This window comes from Mycobacterium sp. IS-836 (assembly GCF_001954275.1).
Taxonomy (GTDB): Bacteria; Actinomycetota; Actinomycetes; order Mycobacteriales; family Mycobacteriaceae; genus Mycobacterium.
Genome location: NZ_MBEU01000002.1, coordinates 90,223 through 110,287, shown reverse-complemented (window position 1 = coordinate 110,287; position 20,065 = coordinate 90,223). Strand labels below are relative to the sequence as shown.

Annotated in this window: 16 protein-coding genes; 5 read left to right on the top strand and 11 right to left on the bottom strand. The window is 68.7% G+C overall.

Features of this window, described 5'->3' with window-relative positions:
* Positions 1-87: 87 nt before the first annotated feature.
* Together A5747_RS00490 and A5747_RS00485 are read left to right on the top strand one after the other, a co-directional pair.
* A complete protein-coding gene (locus A5747_RS00490; protein ID WP_076121385.1) occupies positions 88-4,935 on the top strand; it encodes a cation-translocating P-type ATPase in 4,848 nt (1,615 codons plus the stop codon).
* Complete coding sequence (locus A5747_RS00485) at positions 4,932-5,714, top strand: triacylglycerol lipase (RefSeq protein ID WP_076121383.1); 783 nt, start codon at positions 4,932-4,934, stop codon at positions 5,712-5,714. Before A5747_RS00490 ends, A5747_RS00485 begins: the two co-directional genes overlap by 4 nt.
* A gap of 13 nt (positions 5,715-5,727) precedes the next feature.
* Here the strand turns inward: A5747_RS00485 and A5747_RS00480 are convergent, their stop codons facing one another.
* The 7 genes from A5747_RS00480 to A5747_RS00450 all read right to left on the bottom strand — a co-directional run bounded on the left by A5747_RS00480 (position 5,728) and on the right by A5747_RS00450 (position 13,692).
* The gene (locus A5747_RS00480; RefSeq protein WP_076121381.1) at positions 5,728-6,555 is read right to left on the bottom strand and encodes a DUF4383 domain-containing protein; all 828 of its coding nucleotides are present in this window, start codon (positions 6,553-6,555) and stop codon (positions 5,728-5,730) included.
* A gap of 95 nt (positions 6,556-6,650) precedes the next feature.
* On the bottom strand, positions 6,651-8,210 hold the full coding sequence (locus A5747_RS00475) for an AMP-binding protein (RefSeq protein ID WP_076121379.1): 1,560 nt from the start codon (positions 8,208-8,210) through the stop codon (positions 6,651-6,653).
* On the bottom strand, positions 8,207-9,094 hold the full coding sequence (locus tag A5747_RS00470) for an SDR family NAD(P)-dependent oxidoreductase (RefSeq protein WP_198938098.1): 888 nt from the start codon (positions 9,092-9,094) through the stop codon (positions 8,207-8,209). Before A5747_RS00470 ends, A5747_RS00475 begins: the two co-directional genes overlap by 4 nt.
* A 92-nt stretch (positions 9,095-9,186) precedes the next feature.
* Positions 9,187-10,596 carry an aldehyde dehydrogenase family protein gene (locus tag A5747_RS00465; protein WP_076121375.1) on the bottom strand — a complete coding sequence of 470 codons (1,410 nt, stop codon included), beginning with the start codon at positions 10,594-10,596 and terminating at the stop codon, positions 9,187-9,189.
* On the bottom strand, positions 10,596-11,687 hold the full coding sequence (locus A5747_RS00460; protein ID WP_076121373.1) for an AMP-binding protein: 1,092 nt from the start codon (positions 11,685-11,687) through the stop codon (positions 10,596-10,598). The genes A5747_RS00465 and A5747_RS00460 overlap by 1 nt, the downstream gene beginning before the upstream one ends.
* 138 nt (positions 11,688-11,825) lie before the next feature.
* Entirely contained in the window at positions 11,826-12,599 is a 774-nt protein-coding gene (locus tag A5747_RS00455; RefSeq protein ID WP_076121371.1) for an SDR family oxidoreductase, read from the bottom strand.
* Positions 12,600-12,762: 163 nt separating this feature from the next.
* Complete coding sequence (locus A5747_RS00450; protein ID WP_076121369.1) at positions 12,763-13,692, bottom strand: oxygenase MpaB family protein; 930 nt, start codon at positions 13,690-13,692, stop codon at positions 12,763-12,765.
* Between the two features lie 93 nt (positions 13,693-13,785).
* On the opposite strand from A5747_RS00450, the gene A5747_RS00445 reads away from it, so the two are divergent.
* The 3 genes from A5747_RS00445 (at position 13,786) to A5747_RS00435 (ending at position 16,677) form a co-directional block, all read left to right on the top strand.
* On the top strand, positions 13,786-14,373 hold the full coding sequence (locus A5747_RS00445) for a TetR/AcrR family transcriptional regulator (protein WP_076121367.1): 588 nt from the start codon (positions 13,786-13,788) through the stop codon (positions 14,371-14,373).
* A gap of 111 nt (positions 14,374-14,484) precedes the next feature.
* On the top strand, positions 14,485-15,801 hold the full coding sequence (locus tag A5747_RS00440) for an adenylate/guanylate cyclase domain-containing protein (protein ID WP_139333032.1): 1,317 nt from the start codon (positions 14,485-14,487) through the stop codon (positions 15,799-15,801).
* Positions 15,802-15,942: 141 nt separating this feature from the next.
* The gene (locus A5747_RS00435) at positions 15,943-16,677 is read left to right on the top strand and encodes a methyltransferase domain-containing protein (RefSeq protein ID WP_076121364.1); all 735 of its coding nucleotides are present in this window, start codon (positions 15,943-15,945) and stop codon (positions 16,675-16,677) included.
* Positions 16,678-16,680: 3 nt separating this feature from the next.
* Here the strand turns inward: A5747_RS00435 and A5747_RS00430 are convergent, their stop codons facing one another.
* From A5747_RS00430 to A5747_RS00415, 4 genes are all read right to left on the bottom strand, one after another.
* Complete coding sequence (locus A5747_RS00430; protein ID WP_076121362.1) at positions 16,681-17,487, bottom strand: SDR family oxidoreductase; 807 nt, start codon at positions 17,485-17,487, stop codon at positions 16,681-16,683.
* Complete coding sequence (locus A5747_RS00425; RefSeq protein ID WP_076121360.1) at positions 17,487-17,945, bottom strand: SRPBCC family protein; 459 nt, start codon at positions 17,943-17,945, stop codon at positions 17,487-17,489. Before A5747_RS00425 ends, A5747_RS00430 begins: the two co-directional genes overlap by 1 nt.
* Before the next feature lie 447 nt (positions 17,946-18,392).
* The gene (locus tag A5747_RS00420; protein WP_076121358.1) at positions 18,393-19,253 is read right to left on the bottom strand and encodes an SDR family oxidoreductase; all 861 of its coding nucleotides are present in this window, start codon (positions 19,251-19,253) and stop codon (positions 18,393-18,395) included.
* Positions 19,254-19,266: 13 nt separating this feature from the next.
* On the bottom strand, positions 19,267-20,031 hold the full coding sequence (locus A5747_RS00415; protein WP_076121356.1) for a DUF2127 domain-containing protein: 765 nt from the start codon (positions 20,029-20,031) through the stop codon (positions 19,267-19,269).
* Positions 20,032-20,065: the final 34 nt, after the last annotated feature.

Genomic DNA, 20,065 nt, shown 5'->3' with positions numbered 1-20,065 from the left:
CGAAGCCCTACCGTCCATGCCCTATGTGGACAGGCGCTAAAGACGCCAGGAGGATAGGCACGGTAGCGGTAATCGAAGGGTGGCCACATGAAGATTCCGGGTGTTGCCAGCGTCGTCGCTGGCGTCACCGGCGGAGCGGCCCAAGTAGTGCGAGCCGGCGTGTCCACCGCGGCCGGCGCCGCGGGCACAGTGCAGATGTTGGTCAGCCCGGTGGTGGAGCTTGCCGGGCCCGTGGCGCATTCGGTAGCCAATTCGACGGGCCGAGCGTTCGGGATGAACGGCTCCCCCAACGGTTCCCGTAATGGCGTCGCGGCCCCGGTGCGCTGGCAGAGCGGGCACCGGGTGCACCTGGACCTGGATCCGCTGCTGCCGTTTCCGCGCTGGCATGAGTACGCGGCGGTGGTGGAGGAACCGGTTCGCCGGATTGCGGGCGTGGCCAAGGCCCATGTCGAGGGCTCCCTGGGCCGTTTGGTGATCGAACTCTCCGAGGACGCCGACTACGACGTCGTCCTGGACGAAGTGCGGGAAACGGTGGCTTCGATCGCCGACGACGTCGCGTCGTCGGGACCGGGATCGGCGCCCCTGTCCGCGCCATTCGCCGACCCGGGCAACCCGTTGGCGGTTCTGGTACCGCTGACCGCCGCCGCAATGGACCTCATTGCCGTGAGCGCCGCCGTGACCGGGTGGGTCACCCGCCTGCCCGCCGCACCGAAGACCACCCGGGCCGCGGCCGCCCTCATCAATCATCAGCCGCGCATGGTTTCACTGCTGGAGTCGCGGCTGGGTCGAGTGGGCACCGATGTCGCGCTTGCGGCGACGACGGCCGCGGCTCATGGGCTGACCCAAGCGGTCGGCACGCCGCTGCTCGATTTCACGCAACGCACCCTGCAAATCTCCGAGGCGACGGCTCACCGTCGCGTGTGGCGCGACCGGGAGCCCCAGCTGGCCTCGCCCGAACGGCCGCAGGCCCCGGTGGTGCCGGTCATCTCGTCGGCCGGGGCCACATCGCACGCGCCGCGGCACAGCTGGCCGGCCGCGGCGGCGGGTGAGGCTTCGCACGTCGTGGTCGGCGGATCCATCGACGCGGCGATCGACACCGCGAAGGGATCGATGGCGGGCCCGGTCGAGAGCTATGTCGACTCGGCTGCGAACGGATCGCTCATCGCGGCCGCGAGCGCGTTGGTCGCCGGGGGTGGTACCGAGGACGCGGCCGGGGCGATCGAGGCCGGAGTGCCGAGAGCGGCGCACATGGGCCGGCAGGCGTTCGCGGCGGTGCTGGGTCGCGGCCTGGCCAACGCCGGACAGTTGGTCCTCGATCCGGGTGCGCTGCGGCGCCTGGATCGGGTCAAGGTCGTCGTGATCGACGGCGCCGCGCTGCGCGGCGATCACCGCGCCGTTCTGCGTTCGCGCGGCGATGCTCCCGGCTGGGACGACGACCGGGTATATGAGGTCGCCGATGCCCTGCTGCACGGCGAGGAGGCGCCCGAGCCCGATCCCGACGAGTTGCCCGCCACCGGCGCGCGGTTGAGATGGGTTCCGGTGCAAGGCCCGTCGGACACGCCGGCCCAGGGCCGCGAAAGCGCCGACCTCGTGGTCGACGGCGAATGCGTGGGCAGCGTCGATGTTGGCTGGGAGGTCGATCCCTATGCGATTCCGTTGTTCCAAACCGCGCACCGGACCGGGGCCCGGGTGGTCTTGCGCCATGTCGCCGGCACCGAGGAGCTGACCGCGAGCGTCGGGGCGACGTATCCGCCGGGCACGCCTTTGTTGAACCTGGTGCGTGAGCTGCGCATGGATCGCGGACCCGTATTGCTGATCACGGCGCTGCACCGTGATTTCGCGTCCACGGACACGCTGGCAGCCCTGGCGATCGCCGATGTCGGTGTGGCCCTTGATGATCCACGCGCGGCGACGGCGTGGACCGCGGACATCATCACGGGCACCGACCTGGCCGACGCGGTGCGGATCCTTTCGGCGATCCCGGTGGCCCGTTCGGCCAGCGAATCGGCGGTGCATCTCGCCCAGGGCGGGACGACGCTGGCGGGGCTGCTGCTGGTCACCGGTGAGCAGGACCGAACCACCAACCCGGTCAGCTTCCGCCGCTGGCTCAATCCCGTCAACGCAGCGGCGGCCACCGCGTTGGTGGCGGGAACGTTCTCGGCCACCAGGGTGCTGCGGCTACCCGATCCCACCCCGCAGCCGCTGACCGCCTGGCACGCGCTGGACCCGGAGATCGTGTATTCGCGGCTGGCCGGTGGCGCGCGGCCATTGGCTGTCGAGCCGGGCACGCCGTCGTGGCGACGCCGTCTCGACGACCTGTCCTACACCCCGGCGCTGGCACCGCTGCGCGGACCGGTGACCAGCTTGGTGCGGCTGGCGTCGACCACCCGGGCCGAGCTGGCCGATCCGCTGACCCCGATCCTGGCCGTCGGGGCGGCCGCGTCCGCGATCGTCGGCAGCAATATCGACGCGCTTCTGGTCGCCGGCGTGATGACCGTCAACGCGATAACCGGTGGGGTACAACGGTTACGGGCCGAGGCTGCCGCCGCCGAACTGTTCGCCGAGCAGGACCAGCTGGTGCGCCGGGTGGTCGTCCCGGCCGTCGCGACCACGCGACGCCGGCTGGAGGCGGCCCAGCGCGCCACGCGCACGGCCACGGTGTCCGCCAATTCGCTGCGCCCCGGTGACGTCATCGACCTGGCCGCACCGGAAGTGGTGCCGGCGGACGCGCGGCTGTTGGTGGCCGAGGATCTGGAGGTCGACGAGTCGCTGCTCACCGGCGAGTCGCTGCCGGTGGACAAGCAGGTGGATCCGGTCGCCGTCAACGACCCGGACCGGGCCAGCATGCTATTCGAGGGCAGCACGATCGTCGCCGGGCACGCTAGGGCGATCGTCGTCGCCACCGGCGTCGGCACCGCCGCGCACCGCGCGATCTCGGCGGTCGCCGACGTCGAAACGTCGGCCGGTGTGCAGGCCCGGCTGCGGGAGCTCACCAGCAAGGTTCTTCCGCTGACGCTCACCGGCGGCGCCGCGGTCAGCGCTTTGGCATTGCTACGGCGCGCGTCGCTGCGCCAGGCCGTCGCCGACGGCGTCGCCATCGCGGTGGCCGCGGTCCCCGAGGGTCTGCCGCTGGTGGCCACCCTGTCCCAGCTCGCCGCCGCGCAGCGGCTGACGGCGCGCGGGGCACTGGTTCGGGCCCCCCGCACCATCGAGGCGCTGGGCCGGGTCGACACCATCTGTTTCGACAAGACCGGCACTCTCACCGAAAACCGGCTGCGCGTCGTGTGCGCGGTACCGGCGGCGGCCGACGCGCGGGATCCGTTTCCGGCCACCACCGACCCGCAGTTCGCGGCCGTACTTCGGGCAGCGGCGTGGGCGTCGACGAAACCCCAAGAGGGTCAAGGACATGCACACGCCACCGACGAAGCCATCGTCACCGCGGCGGATTCGCTTGCCGATCAAGGTGATTCGGAGTGGGCGATGCTCGCCGAGGTGCCGTTCGAGTCCAGCCGCGGTTTCGCCGCCGCGATCGGCACGCTGAGCACCAACGGGTCGGCGCCGCTCCTGATGCTCAAGGGCGCCCCCGAGGTGGTGTTGCCGCGGTGCCGGTTCGCCGACCCGGACACCGACCACGAGCACGCGGAGTCGCTGGTGCGCAGCCTTGCCGAGCAGGGCTTGCGCGTGCTGGCGGTGGCGCAACGCGACTGGGAAAACGGCACCACCGACGACGAGGAGACCGACGCCGACGCCGTCGACGCCGCCGCCCAGGACCTGGAGTTGATCGGCTATGTGGGTTTGGCGGACACCGCGCGGGCGTCCTCGCGCCCGCTGATCGAAGAGCTAGTCGCCGCTGACCGCAACGTAGTCCTGATCACCGGCGATCACCCCGTCACGGCACGCGCGATCGCCCGCCAGCTGGGCATGTCCGAGGACGCACGGGTGGTGACGGGTGCCGAGCTCGCCGGCCTGGACGAGGACGCGTGCGCCAAACTGGTCGCCGACGTTCAGGTGTTCGCCCGCGTCAGCCCGGAACAGAAAGTGCAGATTGTCGGCGCGCTGCAGCGTTGCGGCCGAGTGACCGCGATGGTCGGCGACGGCGCCAACGACGCGGCCGCCATCCGGATGGCCGACGTGGGCATCGGGGTGAGCGGTCGCGGGTCCTCGGCCGCCCGCGGCGCCGCGGACATCGTCTTGACCGACGACGATCTGGGTGTGCTGCTCGACGCGCTGGTCGAGGGCCGCAGCATGTGGTCCGGCGTTCGTGACGCGGTCACGATCCTGGTCGGCGGCAACGTGGGCGAAGTGCTGTTCACGATCATCGGAACGGCGCTGGGCACCGGCCGGGCTCCGGTGGGGACCCGTCAGCTGCTGTTGGTCAATCTGCTCACCGACATGTTCCCCGCGCTCGCGGTCGCCGTCACCTCGCAATACGTCGAACCCGTCGAAGCCGATTACGACACCGCAGAGGAGGCCGAAGAGGCGCGGCGCGAACACCAGCGCGCGGTGCTAACCGGGCCTACACCCTCCCTGGACGCTCCGCTGATGCGCCAGATCGTCACCCGGGGCGCAGTCACGGCCGCCGGGGCGACGGCCGCCTGGGCCATCGGCCGCTGGACGCCCGGCAGCGAACGCCGCACGGCGACAATGGGATTGACCGCACTGGTGACGACCCAGCTGGCGCAGACCCTGCTCACGCGCCGACACAGCCCCCTCGTGGTGGCGACCGCGCTGGGCAGCGCGGGGGTGCTGGTCGGCATCGTGCAGACCCCGGTCATCAGCCAGTTCTTCGGATGCACGCCGCTGGGACCCGTGGCCTGGACGGGCGTGCTGGGTGCGACCGGCGGCGCCACCGCGATCTCGGCGCTGGCGCCCAAGTGGCTGGCCAGAACCGTCGGTCTGGATGACGAGGTCGACGATGACGAGGGCCAGGCGTGAGCGACCCGGCCCACTTTCCCCGGCACGACCCGGCTGGCGTCCCCGATGCCGCTGAAGCGCGCGCACCGGGACCTCTGCTGCGTGCGCTGGAATGGCGCACCGGGCTCGAGTACCTGGCCGCCCGCCGCGGACTGCGGCGGCACATCGCCGATTGGCCGCGCGGCGACGGGCATCCCGTGCTGGTGATCCCCGGGTTTCTGGCCGGCCCCCTCTCGACCGATCTGCTACGAAATGTCTTGCGCCGCTTGGGATACCGGGTCTACGACTGGGGCCTCGGGTACAACGTCGGCTACCGCGCCAGCATGAAGGAGACGCTGCCGGAACGGCTGCGCCACATCCGCGAAAGGACGGGCGGGCGCCGGGTCAGCATTATCGGCTGGAGCGCCGGCGGAATCTATGCCCGCGAGCTGGCGCGCGCGTTCCCCGATGAGGTCCGATCGGTGATCACCCTGGGCTCCCCGTTCCGTGGTAACCATCGGGCCAGCACCGCCTGGAGGGTATGGCGGCTGCTCAACCGCGGCACCGACGCCACCGACGCCGTCGCGGAATCGGCCCGGAGCCGCCGCGAGCAACCGCTCACCACGCCCACCACCTGTATCTACAGCAAGACGGACGGGATCGTCGCCTGGCAGTGCTGCACCAGCCTCCCGGCGCCGCGGACGGAAAACGTTGAGGTCCACTGCAGCCATCTGGGATACGGCCACAACCTGGAAACGCTGTCCGTCATCGCCGACCGTCTCGCCCAGCCGGAAGACGGCTGGCAACCGTTCCAGCGTTGACGATCCGGCGGCGTCAGTGGTGGCGGATCCAGACCACGATCACGACGACCGCCGCCAGGACCGCCAGGGCCACCGGCACGACGGTGGCGCGTAACCGCACCGGCTCGGGCGCCCGCGCGGTCCCCGGTGGGTCGGGACTGCGGCGACGCGTGGGGTGCACCTCGACCGGCGGCTTCGTCGACTCGGGCGGCTTCGTCGACTCGGGCGGGCTGGTTGAGCTGGGCGGGTTGGTTGAGCTGGGCGGGTTGGTTGAGCTGGGCGGGTTGGTTGAGCTGGGCTGGCTTGTGCTGCCAGGCGCGTCCGACTCCCGCGCGGGCACTGCCGCAGCCGGAGGCCGTCGCGGATCGCGGCGGCGCCCGCGCCGGCGCACCCAGGCCTCATCCCCCAACTCGTCGGGAATCAACCACATCAGCAGCCCGAGGTTGACCACCGCCAGCACACCATGCAGCACGACGTCCGCGGCGTGGAACCCCACCGCCGTCGGCATGTCGCGCGACGTGGCGACGGCGCTGAAAAACAACAGCACCATGTAGGCCACCGCACTCAGCGCGGTCACCGCTACCGCGGCGCGGCGATGGCTGACCGCCGCAATCGCCGCCACCCCGAACGCCAGCAGGATCGCGCTGTGCGCCGGAGCCGTCGCCAGGCCGAGAACCGGGGCGCCGGTGGGCCCGGCATGCGGATGCAGGGCCGCCGAGACCAGCCCGGCAATGCCGAACGCACTCACCAGCACGCCCTCGGCCAACAGGTACCAGCGCCCGTTGCGGAAACGCTTCGGGTCCGTGCGAACCCGACGCAACCCCGACGTCAACCCGGGAACGTGCCCCGCCGTAACCGGCATCGCACACCTCCACACGTGCACAGAAGTCTTGCGATGTCGGCTACCCACAAATGGCCGGCACTAACGTTGCGCTACTCGCCGCCGGCGCGGCCTCGCTATGCCTCGAGCAGTTTGCTTCGGATGACCTTGCCGGCGGGATTGCGTGGAATGCTGCTCACGACCTGGATGTCCCGGGGCTGCTCGAAGCGAGAGACCTTGCCCTTCAAGTACTCCCGCAACCCCGCCTCGTCGATGTCGCGCCGCGCGACGATGAACGCCGCCAGGCGCCGGCCGAACTGCTCGTCGGGGACGCCGATGACCGCGGTCTCGGCGACGTCGGGATGGTCGGCCAGCGCGTTTTCCAGTGCGCGCGGATAGACATTCTCGCCGCCTGAGACGATCATGTCGTCTTCGCGGCCGACGATGTAGAGCCGGCCCGAGTTGTCGAGGTAGCCCATGTCGCCGGTGCTGGTCATCCGGTCGATGATGTCCTTGGCGCCGCCCCCGGTGTAGCCGTCCGCGCCCAGTTCACCGCCCACGAAGATGCGACCGGTGACGCGCGGCCCGACCGGCCTTCCGTTCCGGTCGAAAATCCGCACCGGGCATCCCGCGACGGGTCGACCCACCGTTTCCGGGGCGTGTCGCAGTTCGATCGGTGTTGCCAGGGCTCCGATGCCGACCTCGGTGGAACCGTAGCCGTTGTAGAGGATGTCGCCGTAGGCATCCATGAATCGACGGGCCAGACCGGGATCGAGCCGGTCGCCGCTGGATATCACTACCCGCAAGGACGACAACGGGTTTCGCGCCCGCACCCGTTGGGGCAGGTCGAGGATGCGCGCCAGCATGATCGGGACCACGCTCAACGCATCCGCACGCTGCAGCGAGGCCCGCGCTACGGTGGCCTCGGCGTCGAAGCGCCGATGGGTCAGCACGGTGCCGCCCAGGCTTACCGTCAGCATCAGCATGCCGAGCCCCAGGCCGTGAAACATCGGCACCGCCACCGCGATTCGCGACCCGACACGCAGCCCGGTGCGCTCGAGAATTGTCATGCCCACACCGATTCCCGAACTCATCCTCGGTACCCGCGGGACGCCGCGAGGCACCCCGGTGGTGCCCGAGGTGAGTAGAACGAGCCGGCCCGATTCGGCGACTTTGGGCCGCGCTTCACCAGGCGCAGGCTCGACGGTCGCCGGGTCGATCACCCTGATGGATTCGCCCGCGCCGCGTACTTGATCGGCAAATTCGTTGTCGCAGAACACCGTTGCGATCTCGTGTGCGCTCAACGCGCCGGCCAGCGCGTTGACGCGAAACTCGGTGTTCACCAGCACGACGTCGGCGCCGACCAGGGCGGCGGCGAAGGCCGACGCGGCGAAGTTGCGTCCATTGCGGCACATGATCCCCACCGCCTGGCCCGGCCCGACACCGTCGAGGGCAAGCCCGCGCGCCAGCGATTCGGTCTTTTCCTGGAGCTCGCGGTAGCTGATGGCGCCGTCGTCGTCGATCATCGCGGTGCGCGCCGGCCAGCGCGCCGTCGCGACGGCCAGCAGGGTGTAGAGGTTCGTGCCGCCTCGATATACCTCGCGGGCCAGGCGGAACACCCCGATCGGCGCGGGCGGGCTCAGCAGTCCGGATGACAGCAGTGCCCGCGCCGTCGTGCCGACCACACTGTCGGTCATGCCCGATCCTTGCCGCCGGTGTTGGCGAAGAACCGGCGGTGCCACAGCCGGGCGGCGCGCTCGGCGGGCCCGGCCAGCAGCACGGAGGCCAGCTCGGCCGGCCAGAGCCAAGGCGGTTCGTTGCTGCGGGGCCGCTCGATGATGGTTTTGGCGATAGCGTCGGCGGCCTCATCGGGAGACAGACCCGGAAGCCGGCCCAGGATCGGCGTGGGCGCGATCATCCGGGTGCGGACCAGCGCGAAGTAGACCGACGTGACGTCCACGCCGTCGGCGTGCAGTTCCGGCGCCACGCTGCGCAGCCAGCGATCGAATGCCCCCTTGGACGCCTGGTAGGCGCCCCATTGCGGCCCGGGTACGACGCGCGCGGCGACGCTGGACACGTTCACGATGTGCCCGACGCCGTTTTCGCGCATGGCCGGTAGCAGGCCGAGCAGCAGCCAGATCGGCCCGAGGTAGTTGATGTCGATCGTGCGCTGGAAGTCGTGCGGCCGGTCGTACTGGTGGTGCAGGGAGCGACGCAGCGACTTACCGGCATTGCTGACCACGATGTCGAGCGCCCCGTAGTCCTCGGTCACCTGTTTGGTCAGCGCGCTGACGGCAGCCTCGTCGGTGAGGTCTGTTGGGTAAGCGACCGCCTTACCGCCGCCGGCGTTGATCGAGGCCGCGAGGTCGTCGAGCCGTTCCGCGGATCGGGCTACCACCAGCACGGTCGCGCCCGCCGCGGCCAGCCTGCGGGCCGTCGCCTCGCCGATTCCGTAGGAGGCGCCGGTCACCATCACGGTGTTGCCGCAAACAGCCGCGCGCAGCTTGTCGGGATCCGATATCCGCGCCGGATTGGCCAGTCGGTCGGTAGCCCTCTTGACGGCCTCTGCTATTACGTTCACCCTCACCGCATTCACCGAAATGGCTGACTAGTCCTGGTGGCGCGCTGTCGTCCCCACGTTACTCGACTCGTAACTACAGCTACCAGACCGCCTTAGTCGCCGATGAAGCCCTTGTTGCGCATCAGGACGTCAGCCAAAAAGCCGTCGTGCGGGATTTCGGGCGCCGAGTGGAAGGTCGGGTAACGGCCGCGGTACACGTTGGCGACCGTGGGTTCGGCGAGTAGGTCGTCGATCAGCTCGTCGTCGCCCGTGATTGCGGTGACGACCAGCGAATGCCGCAGCGGCTCCACGCCGGCACCGCGTGACCACGGCGATACCCAGACACAGGGGAAGGGCAGCTCGACATTGAGCGTGTCAGCTAGCTTTCCCGAGCCGGGCTCGGCCAACACATGCACGGCCGGACGCAGCGCGGCGGCGCCGTCACCGAGGGCAGCCACCACCTGATCGGCGCCGAGCAACGGCGTCGCGCCCGACGCCTTGGCCGCCAGGTAGCCCGCGATGGCCCGCGCCTTGTCGATCGGTTGGGTGGGCAGAACGGCGCGTTCGTCGTCATTGGGCAGCGGCTCGATCGCCGCCAACCGCGTGACGATCTGCCGGGCCAGGGGGCCGGGATCGCCCTCGTAGAGCACCGCGGTGGTGTTGACGCACGCCATCCCGCCCAGAGCGGCGATCGAGTCGACGACCAGGTCGATGTGCTCGCGCCAGTCGCGGTCGGCCGTGATCAGGATCTTGGCCCGACCCGGCCCGTTGACCATGACGGTCGGATCGTTTGCGTGTTTGTCCGCCACGTCTTGGCCCCCGTAAACCATGGCCAGGTCGGCCGCCCGGACGATCTCGTCCGCCCCGCCGTGGTCGGTGGGCAGATACACCGCGTCTGCGGGGCGAAATCCCGCCTGGCGCAGGGCATTCACCAGCCGGTGCGCGGTCAGTGGCTCGCGACGCGACGGACGCACCGCGACCCGGTAGCCCAGCGCGAGCGCCTGCGGCCACAGGCCGTGCACGCCCGGGCCGTTGCCGGCGGCGTGGACCGCGAAAACTTCGCCGCGCCGCGCCCACACCGCGCCCCCGCGGCGGGCCAGCTCGTCGCGCCAGTCGATGGCGGCACCGACGGGCCGACTCGGCCGCACCGCGTCGAATGCCGAGGCGACCGCTGCGGCCACCCCGTGCGCCCCGGCGCGGGTGACCGCGATCGGCAGCCCCGAAATCCGGCTGGCCAGCCCGACATACGCCTCGAAGTCCAATCCGGCGATGACGGCGGTGGAAAAGATTTCGGCCGCAGCGGCCAGAGCCGCTTCGCGCCGGGCAGGCGGCAGCGGCCGGACCCTGCGTTGCGCGCTGATGGTGCGCGAAACATAAAGCGGTGGCACGATACTGAGCTCGATAGCCGGCGCTCCGGCCGTGGTAGTGACGACCTCACGGTTGCGGGTTCGATACTCCCCGCTGGGTCCGAGCGCGTCGATTTGCACTAAATCGGCTGTGACACCGGTTATTTCGCCGGCCATCAGTAGACGCCCTCGATGACGGGCTCGCCCTCGAAGGTCGTGACGGGGCGCACGGCGCTGACCGAATCGCTGATTTCCGCCGCGGGCCCGGGCATCCGAATCGCCATATCGCGTTCGACGTTGTTGGGTATGAACATTCCCTTGCTGATGTGGTTCATCACCACCTGGCCGAGCCCGCCGTACGGCACCCGTTCTCCGGTGTCAGGATCGACCACCCAGAACACCACGTAGGGCGTGCGCGGATCGAAGACGAACGAATCTCCGTCGGTGCGGGTGACGGCCTGCGACAGGACCATGGTGCTGCCGAAGGCCATCGTGATCGTCGTCTCCGGGAAGATCTCGCGCAGCAGATCGAGGGTGTCGGCGTCGACATGGGCGCCGCTGAGCAACAGGTAGCGGACCTTGGCGTTCACCAACTCCACCACCCGATCGTCGCGGGCAAGCGCCTCCAGCAGCGGCGGAGTGGTGTGCAGATTTGCGACGTTCTGTGTCCGCAGGATGTCGACGGCCTGCTCGATGACGTGGTCGATGTAGGCCGCGACCTCGGTGCCCGCATTGCGCGCGGCGAGCTTTTTGACCCAGCGGGGATCGATGTCGACCGGGTGGAACACCGACCCGAGGCGCTCGGAGACCAGCCGGGAGAAGTAACCCACACCGTGGGGTCCGCTCGGCATCAGGCACAGGAAGCCGCGGCCCGCCAGAAAACCCCCCGAAGCGAAGTCCTCGGTTTGCCACTGCACGACTTGGGCGATCCAATCCGGCAGCTGCACAGTCCGTTTCGGGGCGCCGGTGGTGCCGCCGGATTCGAATATCTGCGGCACCGGCACCTGGCGTCCATAGCCGCGCGGGATGAGGTCCTCGACCGGCACGCTGCGCAGCTCGTTGACGAGGTTGGGAAACAGCCGCAGGTCCGCAAAGGTCTTGACGTCGGTCAGGGGGTCGAAGTCCAGCGTCGGGGCTATCCGCAACCAGAACCGCGAACCGGTGTCCTTTCCGAAGTGCCAGCCGATCGCCGCCCGCAGGTAGGCCTCGGGGTCCGGCACGGGCACCGATCGGGGGACGTCCAAGAGCGAAAGGTCAACCGGGGCCATGGCATCGATCCTGTCCCATCACCGGCCGGCCCGCCACGCTCGTCCTACCCGCCGGGCATACGGACCCTGAACGTTGTCCCACGCCGCGGCAAAATCCAAGCGACTAGCGGGTTTTCGGCGCGCGGCCGATGTCCTTCCTCAACCGCCGGTGCGTCCGAGTTCGGACGCGACGGCCTCGTTGAAAGCGGGATAGATGTCGTCGTAAACCCCGCTGCGTTCGGCGAACCGGAACTCCTTGACACGCTCCACGACGATCTCGTCGGCCTGTGGCTGGGATTGCAGCAGCGACATCGTCTCGGTGATGTATTCGTCCAGCGGCATCGCGTTCGGGTCGAATCCGCGCTCGCCCTGCAGCGCGGTCTGCACTTGCGGCGGAATGACTTCGATCACCTGCACGGAGGTATCGCGCAGTTGGAAACGCAGCGACTGGGTGTAGGAGTGCAGCGCCGCCTTGGTGGCGCAGTACGTCGGCGTGAGGGCGCTGGGCACAAACGCAAGACCCGAGGTGATGTTGACTATCGCGGCCTGCGGCCTCCTCAGCAGCGAGGGCATCAGGGCCGAGGTCAGCCGGATGGGGCCCAACAGGTTGATGGCGATGGTCCGCTCGGCGGTGCCCACCTCGCCGTTGATGAGGTCCTCGACCCGCTGAATCCCGGCGTTGTTGATGACGACGTTCAGGTCGGGGTAGCGGTCGGTCAGCTCGATGGCGAATCGCCGGATGCCGGCGGGGTCGCTTTGGTCCAGCGACCAACTCTGCATGCCGGGGTTGGCCTGCGCGACGGTCTCCAGCAGCTCGCGGCGCCGAGCCGCAATGATGACCTGGTTGCCCAGCCGGTGGAACGATTCGGCCAGGCCCCGGCCGATCCCACTGCCCCCGCCGGTGACCAGGACGGTATTGCCCGTCATCTGCATCGCGGTCTCCTCCTTCGGGTTTCGTCACGGTCCGCTCACCCGACCGACGTTGCCGAATGCCCCAATGCGACGCCGTCTAACCATCAAGTTTCCGCCCCGCCGAGGCGCGGGTGCCAGACAGCGTCAAACTGCACGGCAACGCCGAACGCCTGCTGCGGATCGGTTAAGCGGCGGGGCGGTTGTGCAACCGGCGCGGGTCGACACCGGCGCGGCGCCACGCCGCGGCCGCCCAGGGCGTGTAGACGAACCAGAGCGGCAGCCGGTTGACGACCGGATTCAGCGCACGCACGAACGCCGCAAACCGCTGAAATCGCCTCTCCTTCTTGGCATCCCATTCCAGTTCGCACACCTCGCGCATTTGTGGCGGCATGGTTCCGACCAGAACAAGACGGGTGTAGGCGTTGAGCGGCGCGGACAAGGCCTTCCAGACCGGCTTGGGAATCCAGCGTGGCCCCGGTATCCCCTTGCGGATGTAGCCGGTGCCGTACAGCACGGTTTTGTGGGGCACGAACCGCTCGAGCATGTCGTCCCAATAGGCGACGAACTCGTCATAGGTCTGCGGCTGGTTGCGGGCACTCACCCCGTAGAGGCCGTACCAGACCTTGCCCTCGTTGAAGATCCGCTCCTTCTCCGCCCGCGACAGCCGGCGAATGAAGGTGTCGGTGTTGTAGATGACCTGGTCGACGAACGTCGCGTGGGCCCAGTAGAACAACTCGGGGTTGAGCGCGTGGTACCTCGAACCGTCGCTGATGGTGCCTTTGATCGGCTTGTGGAAATCCCGCACCCTACGGCCCCACTCATGGGGCGCGTCGGAGTAGACGGTCTTCATCAGCGGAGGTGCGGTCCGCTTGGCACGGCCCAGCGTGTCGCTGAAAACCACCGAGTGATCGAGCACTCCCTGGGCGAGCTGCTCGATGCAGTTCTCGACGCCGGCCGTGCGCTGGAACCCGAAGAATTGGGTGCGGTGATCGCCGTAGAACTTCCAGATCAAGGAATCGGGCCCCAGCCGCGGCAGCGCGTCGGCGATTTCATCCTCGACGGGCATCGCCACCGCTTCGCGCACCCCGCAGTCGAAATCCTGTCCGGCGGTCATCACACCCTCCTCCCCGTTGTGATACAGAGAAACAAACGAGTATCTTTGTGTCACGATAGCATCGTCGCGCCGAGACTGCCCTGGGGGTCCTGATTGCAGAACCGCAGCCTTGACCTCGGCGAAAGGACCGACCTCGAGCGCACCATCCTGGATACTGCGCGAGCGGTCTTCGAGACCTACGGCGTGCGTCGCGCGAACATCGAAGACGTCGCCGCCCGCGCCGGGGTCAGCCGCAGCACCATATATCGGCGCTTTCCCACCAAGGACGACCTGCTGGAACAGGTGGTACGGCGCGAGGCCGAACTGTTCTTCGCAACGCTTGACCGGGCCACCGCCGGCTGCGATCCGCAACAGGCCGTGATCGAGGCGTTCGCGCTCGGTGTGCGTCTGGTCCAGGACTCGCCGCTGTATTCGCGGATCGTCGACAGCGAACCGGAACTGCTCGGCATGTTCTCCCGATCGCACGCGTTTCCGATCCGCCAGTTCGCCGACGGGATCGCACATACCCTGCGCCGATGCGGGGCCGAGATGCCCGAGCCCGACCTGGCCGACATCGCCGACATCCTGCTGCGCGTCGCGCTGGGCATCATCGTCTTCCCCACCGACCGGCTCGACATCTCCGACGACTCGGCCGTCCGCGCCTACGCCGCCCGCTACCTGGTCCCGATCATCGGCCGCTGACGGCTCTTCGACTTGTCGGTGTGCTGAATTAGCCTGGTATCCGTGCCTGGGTTTTCTGGGACACCACGAACCCGATACGCCAGTTGCGGCGACACGGACATCGCCTACCAGATGTTCGGCGATGGGCCGATCGACCTGGTGCTGCTGCCGGGGCCGTCGATTCCGATCGACTCGGTCGACGCCGAGCCGTCGATGTACCGCTTCCACCGCCGGTTGGCGTCCTTCGCCCGGGTGATCCGGCTCGATCAGCGTGGGATCGGGCTCTCGTCCCGGGTGCCCTCGATCGACATGATCGGGCCGAAATTCTGGGCGAAAGACGTGGTCTCGGTGATGAACGCCGTGGGATGCGAGCGTGCCACGGTCGTGGCGCCGGGCTTCACCGCGATGACCGGCCTCGTGCTGGCCGCCGATTACCCCGACCGGGTCAGCAGCCTGGTGATCATCAACGGCGGGGCCCGCACCTTGTACGCGCCCGACTACCCGATGGGCCAAGAACTCGACACCCTCGATCCCTACACGACGATCCTCACCGACCCCGACGCCGTCGAGCAGGGCTTCGACATGCTGCGCATCATCGCGCCGAGCGTCGCCGACGACGACGCGTTTCGCTCCTGGTGGGACACGGCCGGCAACCGCGCCGCCTCGCCGAGCATGGCCCGCGCGATGATCACCACCATCCGGCACTCCGACGTGCGCGACACGCTCCCGCGCATCACCGCGCCGACGCTGATCCTGCATCGCCGCGACTCCGACTTCACCCCGATCACGCACGGTCAATATCTGGCCGAGCACATCGCCGGATCGCGCTTCGTCGAGCTACCGGGCGAAGACACCCTCTACTGGGTCGGCAACACCGGGCCGATGCTGGACGAGATCGAGGAGTTCATCACCGGCATGCGCGGCGGCTCGGACGCCGAGCGCCTGCTCACCACGATCGTGTTCACCGACATCGTCGGCTCCACCGAGCGCGCCGCGGAGCTGGGCGACAACCGGTGGCGCGACCTGCTGGACAACCACGACACCATCATCCGTCACGAACTTCAGCGGTTCGGCGGGCGCGAGGTCAACACCGCCGGGGACGGATTCGTCGCGACCTTCAGCAGCCCCAGCGCCGCTCTCGCCTGCGCGGACGAAATCGTCGACGCCATCCAAGTGCTCGGCGTCGAGGTCCGGGTGGGCGTGCACGCCGGCGAGGTAGAGGTGCGCGGCGCGCTGAAGAACGACATCGCCGGCATGGCCGTGCACATCGCCGCGCGGGTGGGGGCGCTGGCCGGGGCCAGCGAGGTACTGGTGTCCTCGACGGTGCGCGACATCGTCACCGGATCGCGCTACCGGTTCGCCGACCGTGGCGAAAGCGCGCTCAAGGGCGTGCCGGGCCACTGGCAGTTGTGCGCGTTGGTGCGCGAGCGCGCCGTCGTCAACCGTTAACGAAGGTCACATTTTGAGCGGGTCGAAGCACCCGGCCGCTCGGCGTAGGCTGCGAGTCAGGGGGCTGCGCCAAATTCGAAGTGCCGACGGCTCCCGGCTCGATTTCGGTGTCCGGCTTGGTATTTGAACGAAGGAAGACACATGACCGACGTGCACGTCTCGCTGCCTCCCGCGTTGCGCCGAGCGCTTGATCTACTTGCCGATCCCCCGGCGGATCCCGACGTGAGCAAGGGTTATCTCGATCTACTGAGCACCGACGGTGCCGTTCCCAAAAATACGGGTCCGATCCAGGCGGCGTGGGCATCACCGCTCGGGTCGGCGCTCTACGACAACGCCCAGGCCCTGGCGCGCCGGCTGATCAGCGCGTGGCAGCACCCGGTCGAGTGGCTGAACATCCCGTTGGGCGGCACCGCGCTCGATGTGGGCTCCGGCCCCGGCAACATCACCTCGTCGCTCGCGGCGGCCGCCGGGCCGGACGGGCTGGCCCTGGGCGTCGACATCTCCGAACCGATGCTGACCCGGGCCGTCCGCAATGAAGCGGGCCCACAGGTCGGGTTCATTCGGGCTGACGCGCAACGACTTCCCTTGCGAGACAACACCGTTGATGCCGTGGTTTCGCTGGCCGTGCTGCAACTCATTCCGAACCCGGCGGCCGCCCTCGCCGAGATCGCACGGGTGCTGCGACCTGGCGGCCGGCTGGCCATCATGGTCCCCACCGCGGGTCGCGCCGCGCGTCTGTGGCAGCTGCTGCCCAACGTCGGGGCGCACGCGTTCGACGATGACGAAATCGCAGACATCCTGGAAGACAACGGATTCGCCAGCGTGCGGGTCAACACCTTCGGCACGCTGCAGTGGGTGCGCGGCAAGAACGGATGAGGCTCAGTCGCGCTTCATGGCCGGGTGGCCGCGGGAGAGCAACGGCAGCAACCACTCCGGGGGTGTGACCCGGAAAACGGCCGACGCGACCCGGTTGACGCGACCGGGTACGACGACGGCCTTGCCCGCCGCCAGCCCATCGATGCCGGCCTGCGCCACCTTCTCGGCGGGAATCCACATGATCCGGGGCAGCGCCGCTTCGGCCTCTTCTTTGGAGAAACCGGCCGCCTCACCGAACCCGGTGTCCACCGGTCCCGGGCACAGCGCGGTCGCGCCAACGCCGGTCCCGCGCAGCTCACCGCGCAGGCTGTGGGTATAGGACAACACGAACGCCTTGGCGGCCCCGTATGCCGCTTGACCGGGCAGCGGACCGAGCCCGGCGATCGACGCCACATTCAGCACGGCGCCCCGGCGGCGTTCGACCATGCCGGGCAGGAACCGGCTGCAGAGATCGACCACGGCGGCCACGTCGACCTCGACGAGGTTGACTTCTTGCTCCGGAACGGATTTCGCGACCAGCCCGAGCGTGGAGAAGCCCGCGTTGTTGATCAGGATGTCCGGCGTCAGGCCGAGCGCCGCGACCCGGTCGGGCAGCGCGGCGCGTGCGGAGCGGTCGGACAGGTCGGCGGGCAGCGGGTGCGCGTGCGGGCCCAAGCGTCCGGCTAGCTCTTCGAGACGGCCGGTGCTGCGGGCGACAAGCACAACGTGGTGGCCGCGCCGCGAAAGGATCTCGGCGAAGTGTTCGCCGATGCCCGAGGAGGCGCCGGTCACGATGGCGGCGCGGCCGTCGGCCGGCGATGGAAGAGCCATTATTGCCCGGCCTGGGCGAGCGCGGCGAGCTTGTCCATCGATTCGCGCAGCATTTCGGGCGTCGTCGAGCGGGCTTTCTCCAGCCGGGTCGGGTCGGTCAGCGCGGTCCAGTCGTAGGTGTGGGTGACGTTGGTCAGCGTGGCGTTGATCTGGTCGAGTTCCCAGCGCCACAGATGGCCGGGCGGTTGCTTTCCGGGTTCCGCTGGGCACCAGGCGATCTTGCTGCCTTCGATGAATTCAACGACGTGGTTCTCCCGCACCGCGCCATTGGTCAACGTCGTCTTGAACACGTCTCCGACCCCGTGGACGCGCTGCCCCGGAGCCGAGGAGGCCAGGTTGTTGTTGCCGTCCCAGCTCGGCTGGCTGGATGGCTCGGCGATCAGTTCGAAAATTCGCTCCGCGCTGGCGGAGATTGCGCGGGTGGCTTTGACGATGGTTTCGGGTTCGGTGTCGGCCATGGGGCAATCCAAACACTTTGCGCGCGCACGTGGGGGCCGGCCCGGTTTCGCGCCGAACGTGCGTCTGGCCACACGTTCGGTGTCGAGCGTGCGGCTCGCCGCACGTCCGCGGGAAAGTTGGCTAAAGGTGACTGGCGATCAGCAGCGCTCAGCGCCTCTGCGCATCACCCTCAGCTCGCCGCCCGCCCGGCGTGACCTGCTTCCCAGCACGGCCTGAAGCGCATCGCAGGCGCGCGCTTTGATGGGGGTGACGACGTCGAGGTTGGTAGGGCTCCGGTCGATCCGGCCCTGCATGGTTGCCACAATCTCGATCCTTTGTTTGTTCGGCCGGTGAGCCGACTAATCGAATTTGACCGCGGCTCTTTTACCAATGTGCCGCGCGCCGGTAAACGTCACGAGAAGCATCGTTGTGGTGTCGGGCACAACCGAAGCAGCGCGCGTTGTCTGTCACATGTCGCGCGTGCCGTTGCCGCTTCTGAAGCGTCGGAGAAAGCCCAACAGTCGATACGCCGGCACAGGTTTCGGCCAGTCGTCGGCCCGGAAATAGGCGTCCGAGCCGCCGTCCACGAAAACAACGCTGCCGCAAAGGAAGTCGGCGGCATCCGACAACATGAAGCACATCCAGTCGGCCATATGCCGGGCGTCGCCGAACCCGCCGACCGGAATCGGGAACGACCGGACCGCTTTGGCCTCGGTGGGATTCGACAGCTGCTCGGCCAGCAGCGGCGTCATGATGGCCCCGGGCGCAAGGGCGTTCAGTCGCACGCCCGAGCCCGCCCACTCCGGCAATACCGCATGCCGCCGAACCCAACGGCTGACAGCGATTTTCGAGGCGGCATACATCATGGTAGGCGCGGCCTTGCCGAACAGTTTCACCGAACGCACGGCCTTGTCGGCATCGTGCGCAAGCAACGCCCGCACGGCTCGGCGGGGAACCGCCGGGACCGTCGTCGTGGAGTTGCTGGCCACGACGACGGCCTTGGCGCGTTCCGCGGCGGCCAGCGCCGGTCGCCAGGCGGCGAGCAGCTCGATCACACCGAGGTAGTTGACTTGGGCAATCTGACGCGGACGATCCGGGCTCGGGCCGGGGCCCAGGCCGGCGGCCAGCACCGCACCGTCGAGCCTGCTGGCAGAAGCGTCCAGGACGGCCTGCGCGGCCTCGTGCCGCCCGTGCGGCGTGGACAGGTCCGCGGTGACGTCGGCGTCTTTGATGTCGACGCCGATCACCGTGTGGCCGTCGCCCCGAAGCCGGTGTGCGGTCTCGCGGCCCATCCCGGAGGCGGACCCGGTGATCGCGTATGTACCCATGCAACCGCCCTCGTCAGCTCGTCATGGCGGCGCGTTCGACGTCGAGTAGCTGTTCACCGCGTCGCTCCTCGTCATAGGCTTTGCGCCCACCCCGCAGACCGAACAGCCGTTTCGAGATCAGCAGATAGATCACCGCAAGGATGTTGATGGTAAAGGTCACCACGCGAGTCATCGTGATGCCCTTGGCCAGATCGTGGATCTCCAGCGGCAGAAAGACCGAGGTGGCTATCACCGCGAAGTATTCACCCCAGCGCTTCAGCAACCACAGGCCGACGCCTTCGATGACCTCGATGAGCGCGTAGGCGGTCAGCATCAACGTCAGTAGGGCCAGGGTGGACGGCTTGGCGGCCAACGCCTTTTCCAGTTCGTGCACGATGGTCATCTGATCGACCTTGAATCCCGCGGCGCGGAAAATGGGCAGGTCGCGATCGAGGGTGGCCTGGATTGCGCCGCGCGCCCCACGAAACTTCCACACCGCGTATGCCGCCAACGCAATCACGACCGCGCGGAACAAGCGTTCCACCGCGAGGGTGCGAATGATGATGGCCTGGCGTAAAGCCTTGCCGCGCATGATCATCGGCGCATCTTCGGCGTGGCCACGTGCGTGTGGCTCGCCGACGGTGAATTCACCGCAACGCAGGCAGCGCCACACCTCGCCCAGCCCGGTGGTACCGCTCAGCCGGGCGGCGAGGTCCTCCTCGTCCGGCGCGTACGTGACGTGGCCCGCGAGCGCACAGGTAACCAACTCCCACCGATTGATGCCGCGATCTTTGCGCATGGCCGATCATTCAACGCGCGTGGCGAGCCGCGCA

Bases quoted from the DNA above. Each gene is read 5' to 3' on its own strand.
- A5747_RS00455 (WP_076121371.1), bottom strand. From the start codon at position 12,599: ATGCAGATGACGGGCAATACCGTCCTGGTCACCGGCGGGGGCAGTGGG.
- A5747_RS00420 (WP_076121358.1), bottom strand. From the start codon at position 19,253: ATGGGTACATACGCGATCACCGGGTCCGCCTCCGGGATGGGCCGCGAG.
- A5747_RS00415 (WP_076121356.1), bottom strand. From the start codon at position 20,031: ATGCGCAAAGATCGCGGCATCAATCGGTGGGAGTTGGTTACCTGTGCG.
- A5747_RS00440 (WP_139333032.1), top strand. From the start codon at position 14,485: ATGTTCGGCGATGGGCCGATCGACCTGGTGCTGCTGCCGGGGCCGTCG.
- A5747_RS00490 (WP_076121385.1), top strand. From the start codon at position 88: ATGAAGATTCCGGGTGTTGCCAGCGTCGTCGCTGGCGTCACCGGCGGA.
- A5747_RS00475 (WP_076121379.1), bottom strand. From the start codon at position 8,210: ATGACCGACAGTGTGGTCGGCACGACGGCGCGGGCACTGCTGTCATCC.
- A5747_RS00480 (WP_076121381.1), bottom strand. From the start codon at position 6,555: ATGCCGGTTACGGCGGGGCACGTTCCCGGGTTGACGTCGGGGTTGCGT.
- A5747_RS00425 (WP_076121360.1), bottom strand. From the start codon at position 17,945: ATGGCCGACACCGAACCCGAAACCATCGTCAAAGCCACCCGCGCAATC.
- A5747_RS00450 (WP_076121369.1), bottom strand. From the start codon at position 13,692: ATGACCGCCGGACAGGATTTCGACTGCGGGGTGCGCGAAGCGGTGGCG.
- A5747_RS00435 (WP_076121364.1), top strand. From the start codon at position 15,943: ATGACCGACGTGCACGTCTCGCTGCCTCCCGCGTTGCGCCGAGCGCTT.
- A5747_RS00465 (WP_076121375.1), bottom strand. From the start codon at position 10,596: ATGGCCGGCGAAATAACCGGTGTCACAGCCGATTTAGTGCAAATCGAC.
- A5747_RS00460 (WP_076121373.1), bottom strand. From the start codon at position 11,687: ATGGCCCCGGTTGACCTTTCGCTCTTGGACGTCCCCCGATCGGTGCCC.
- A5747_RS00430 (WP_076121362.1), bottom strand. From the start codon at position 17,487: ATGGCTCTTCCATCGCCGGCCGACGGCCGCGCCGCCATCGTGACCGGC.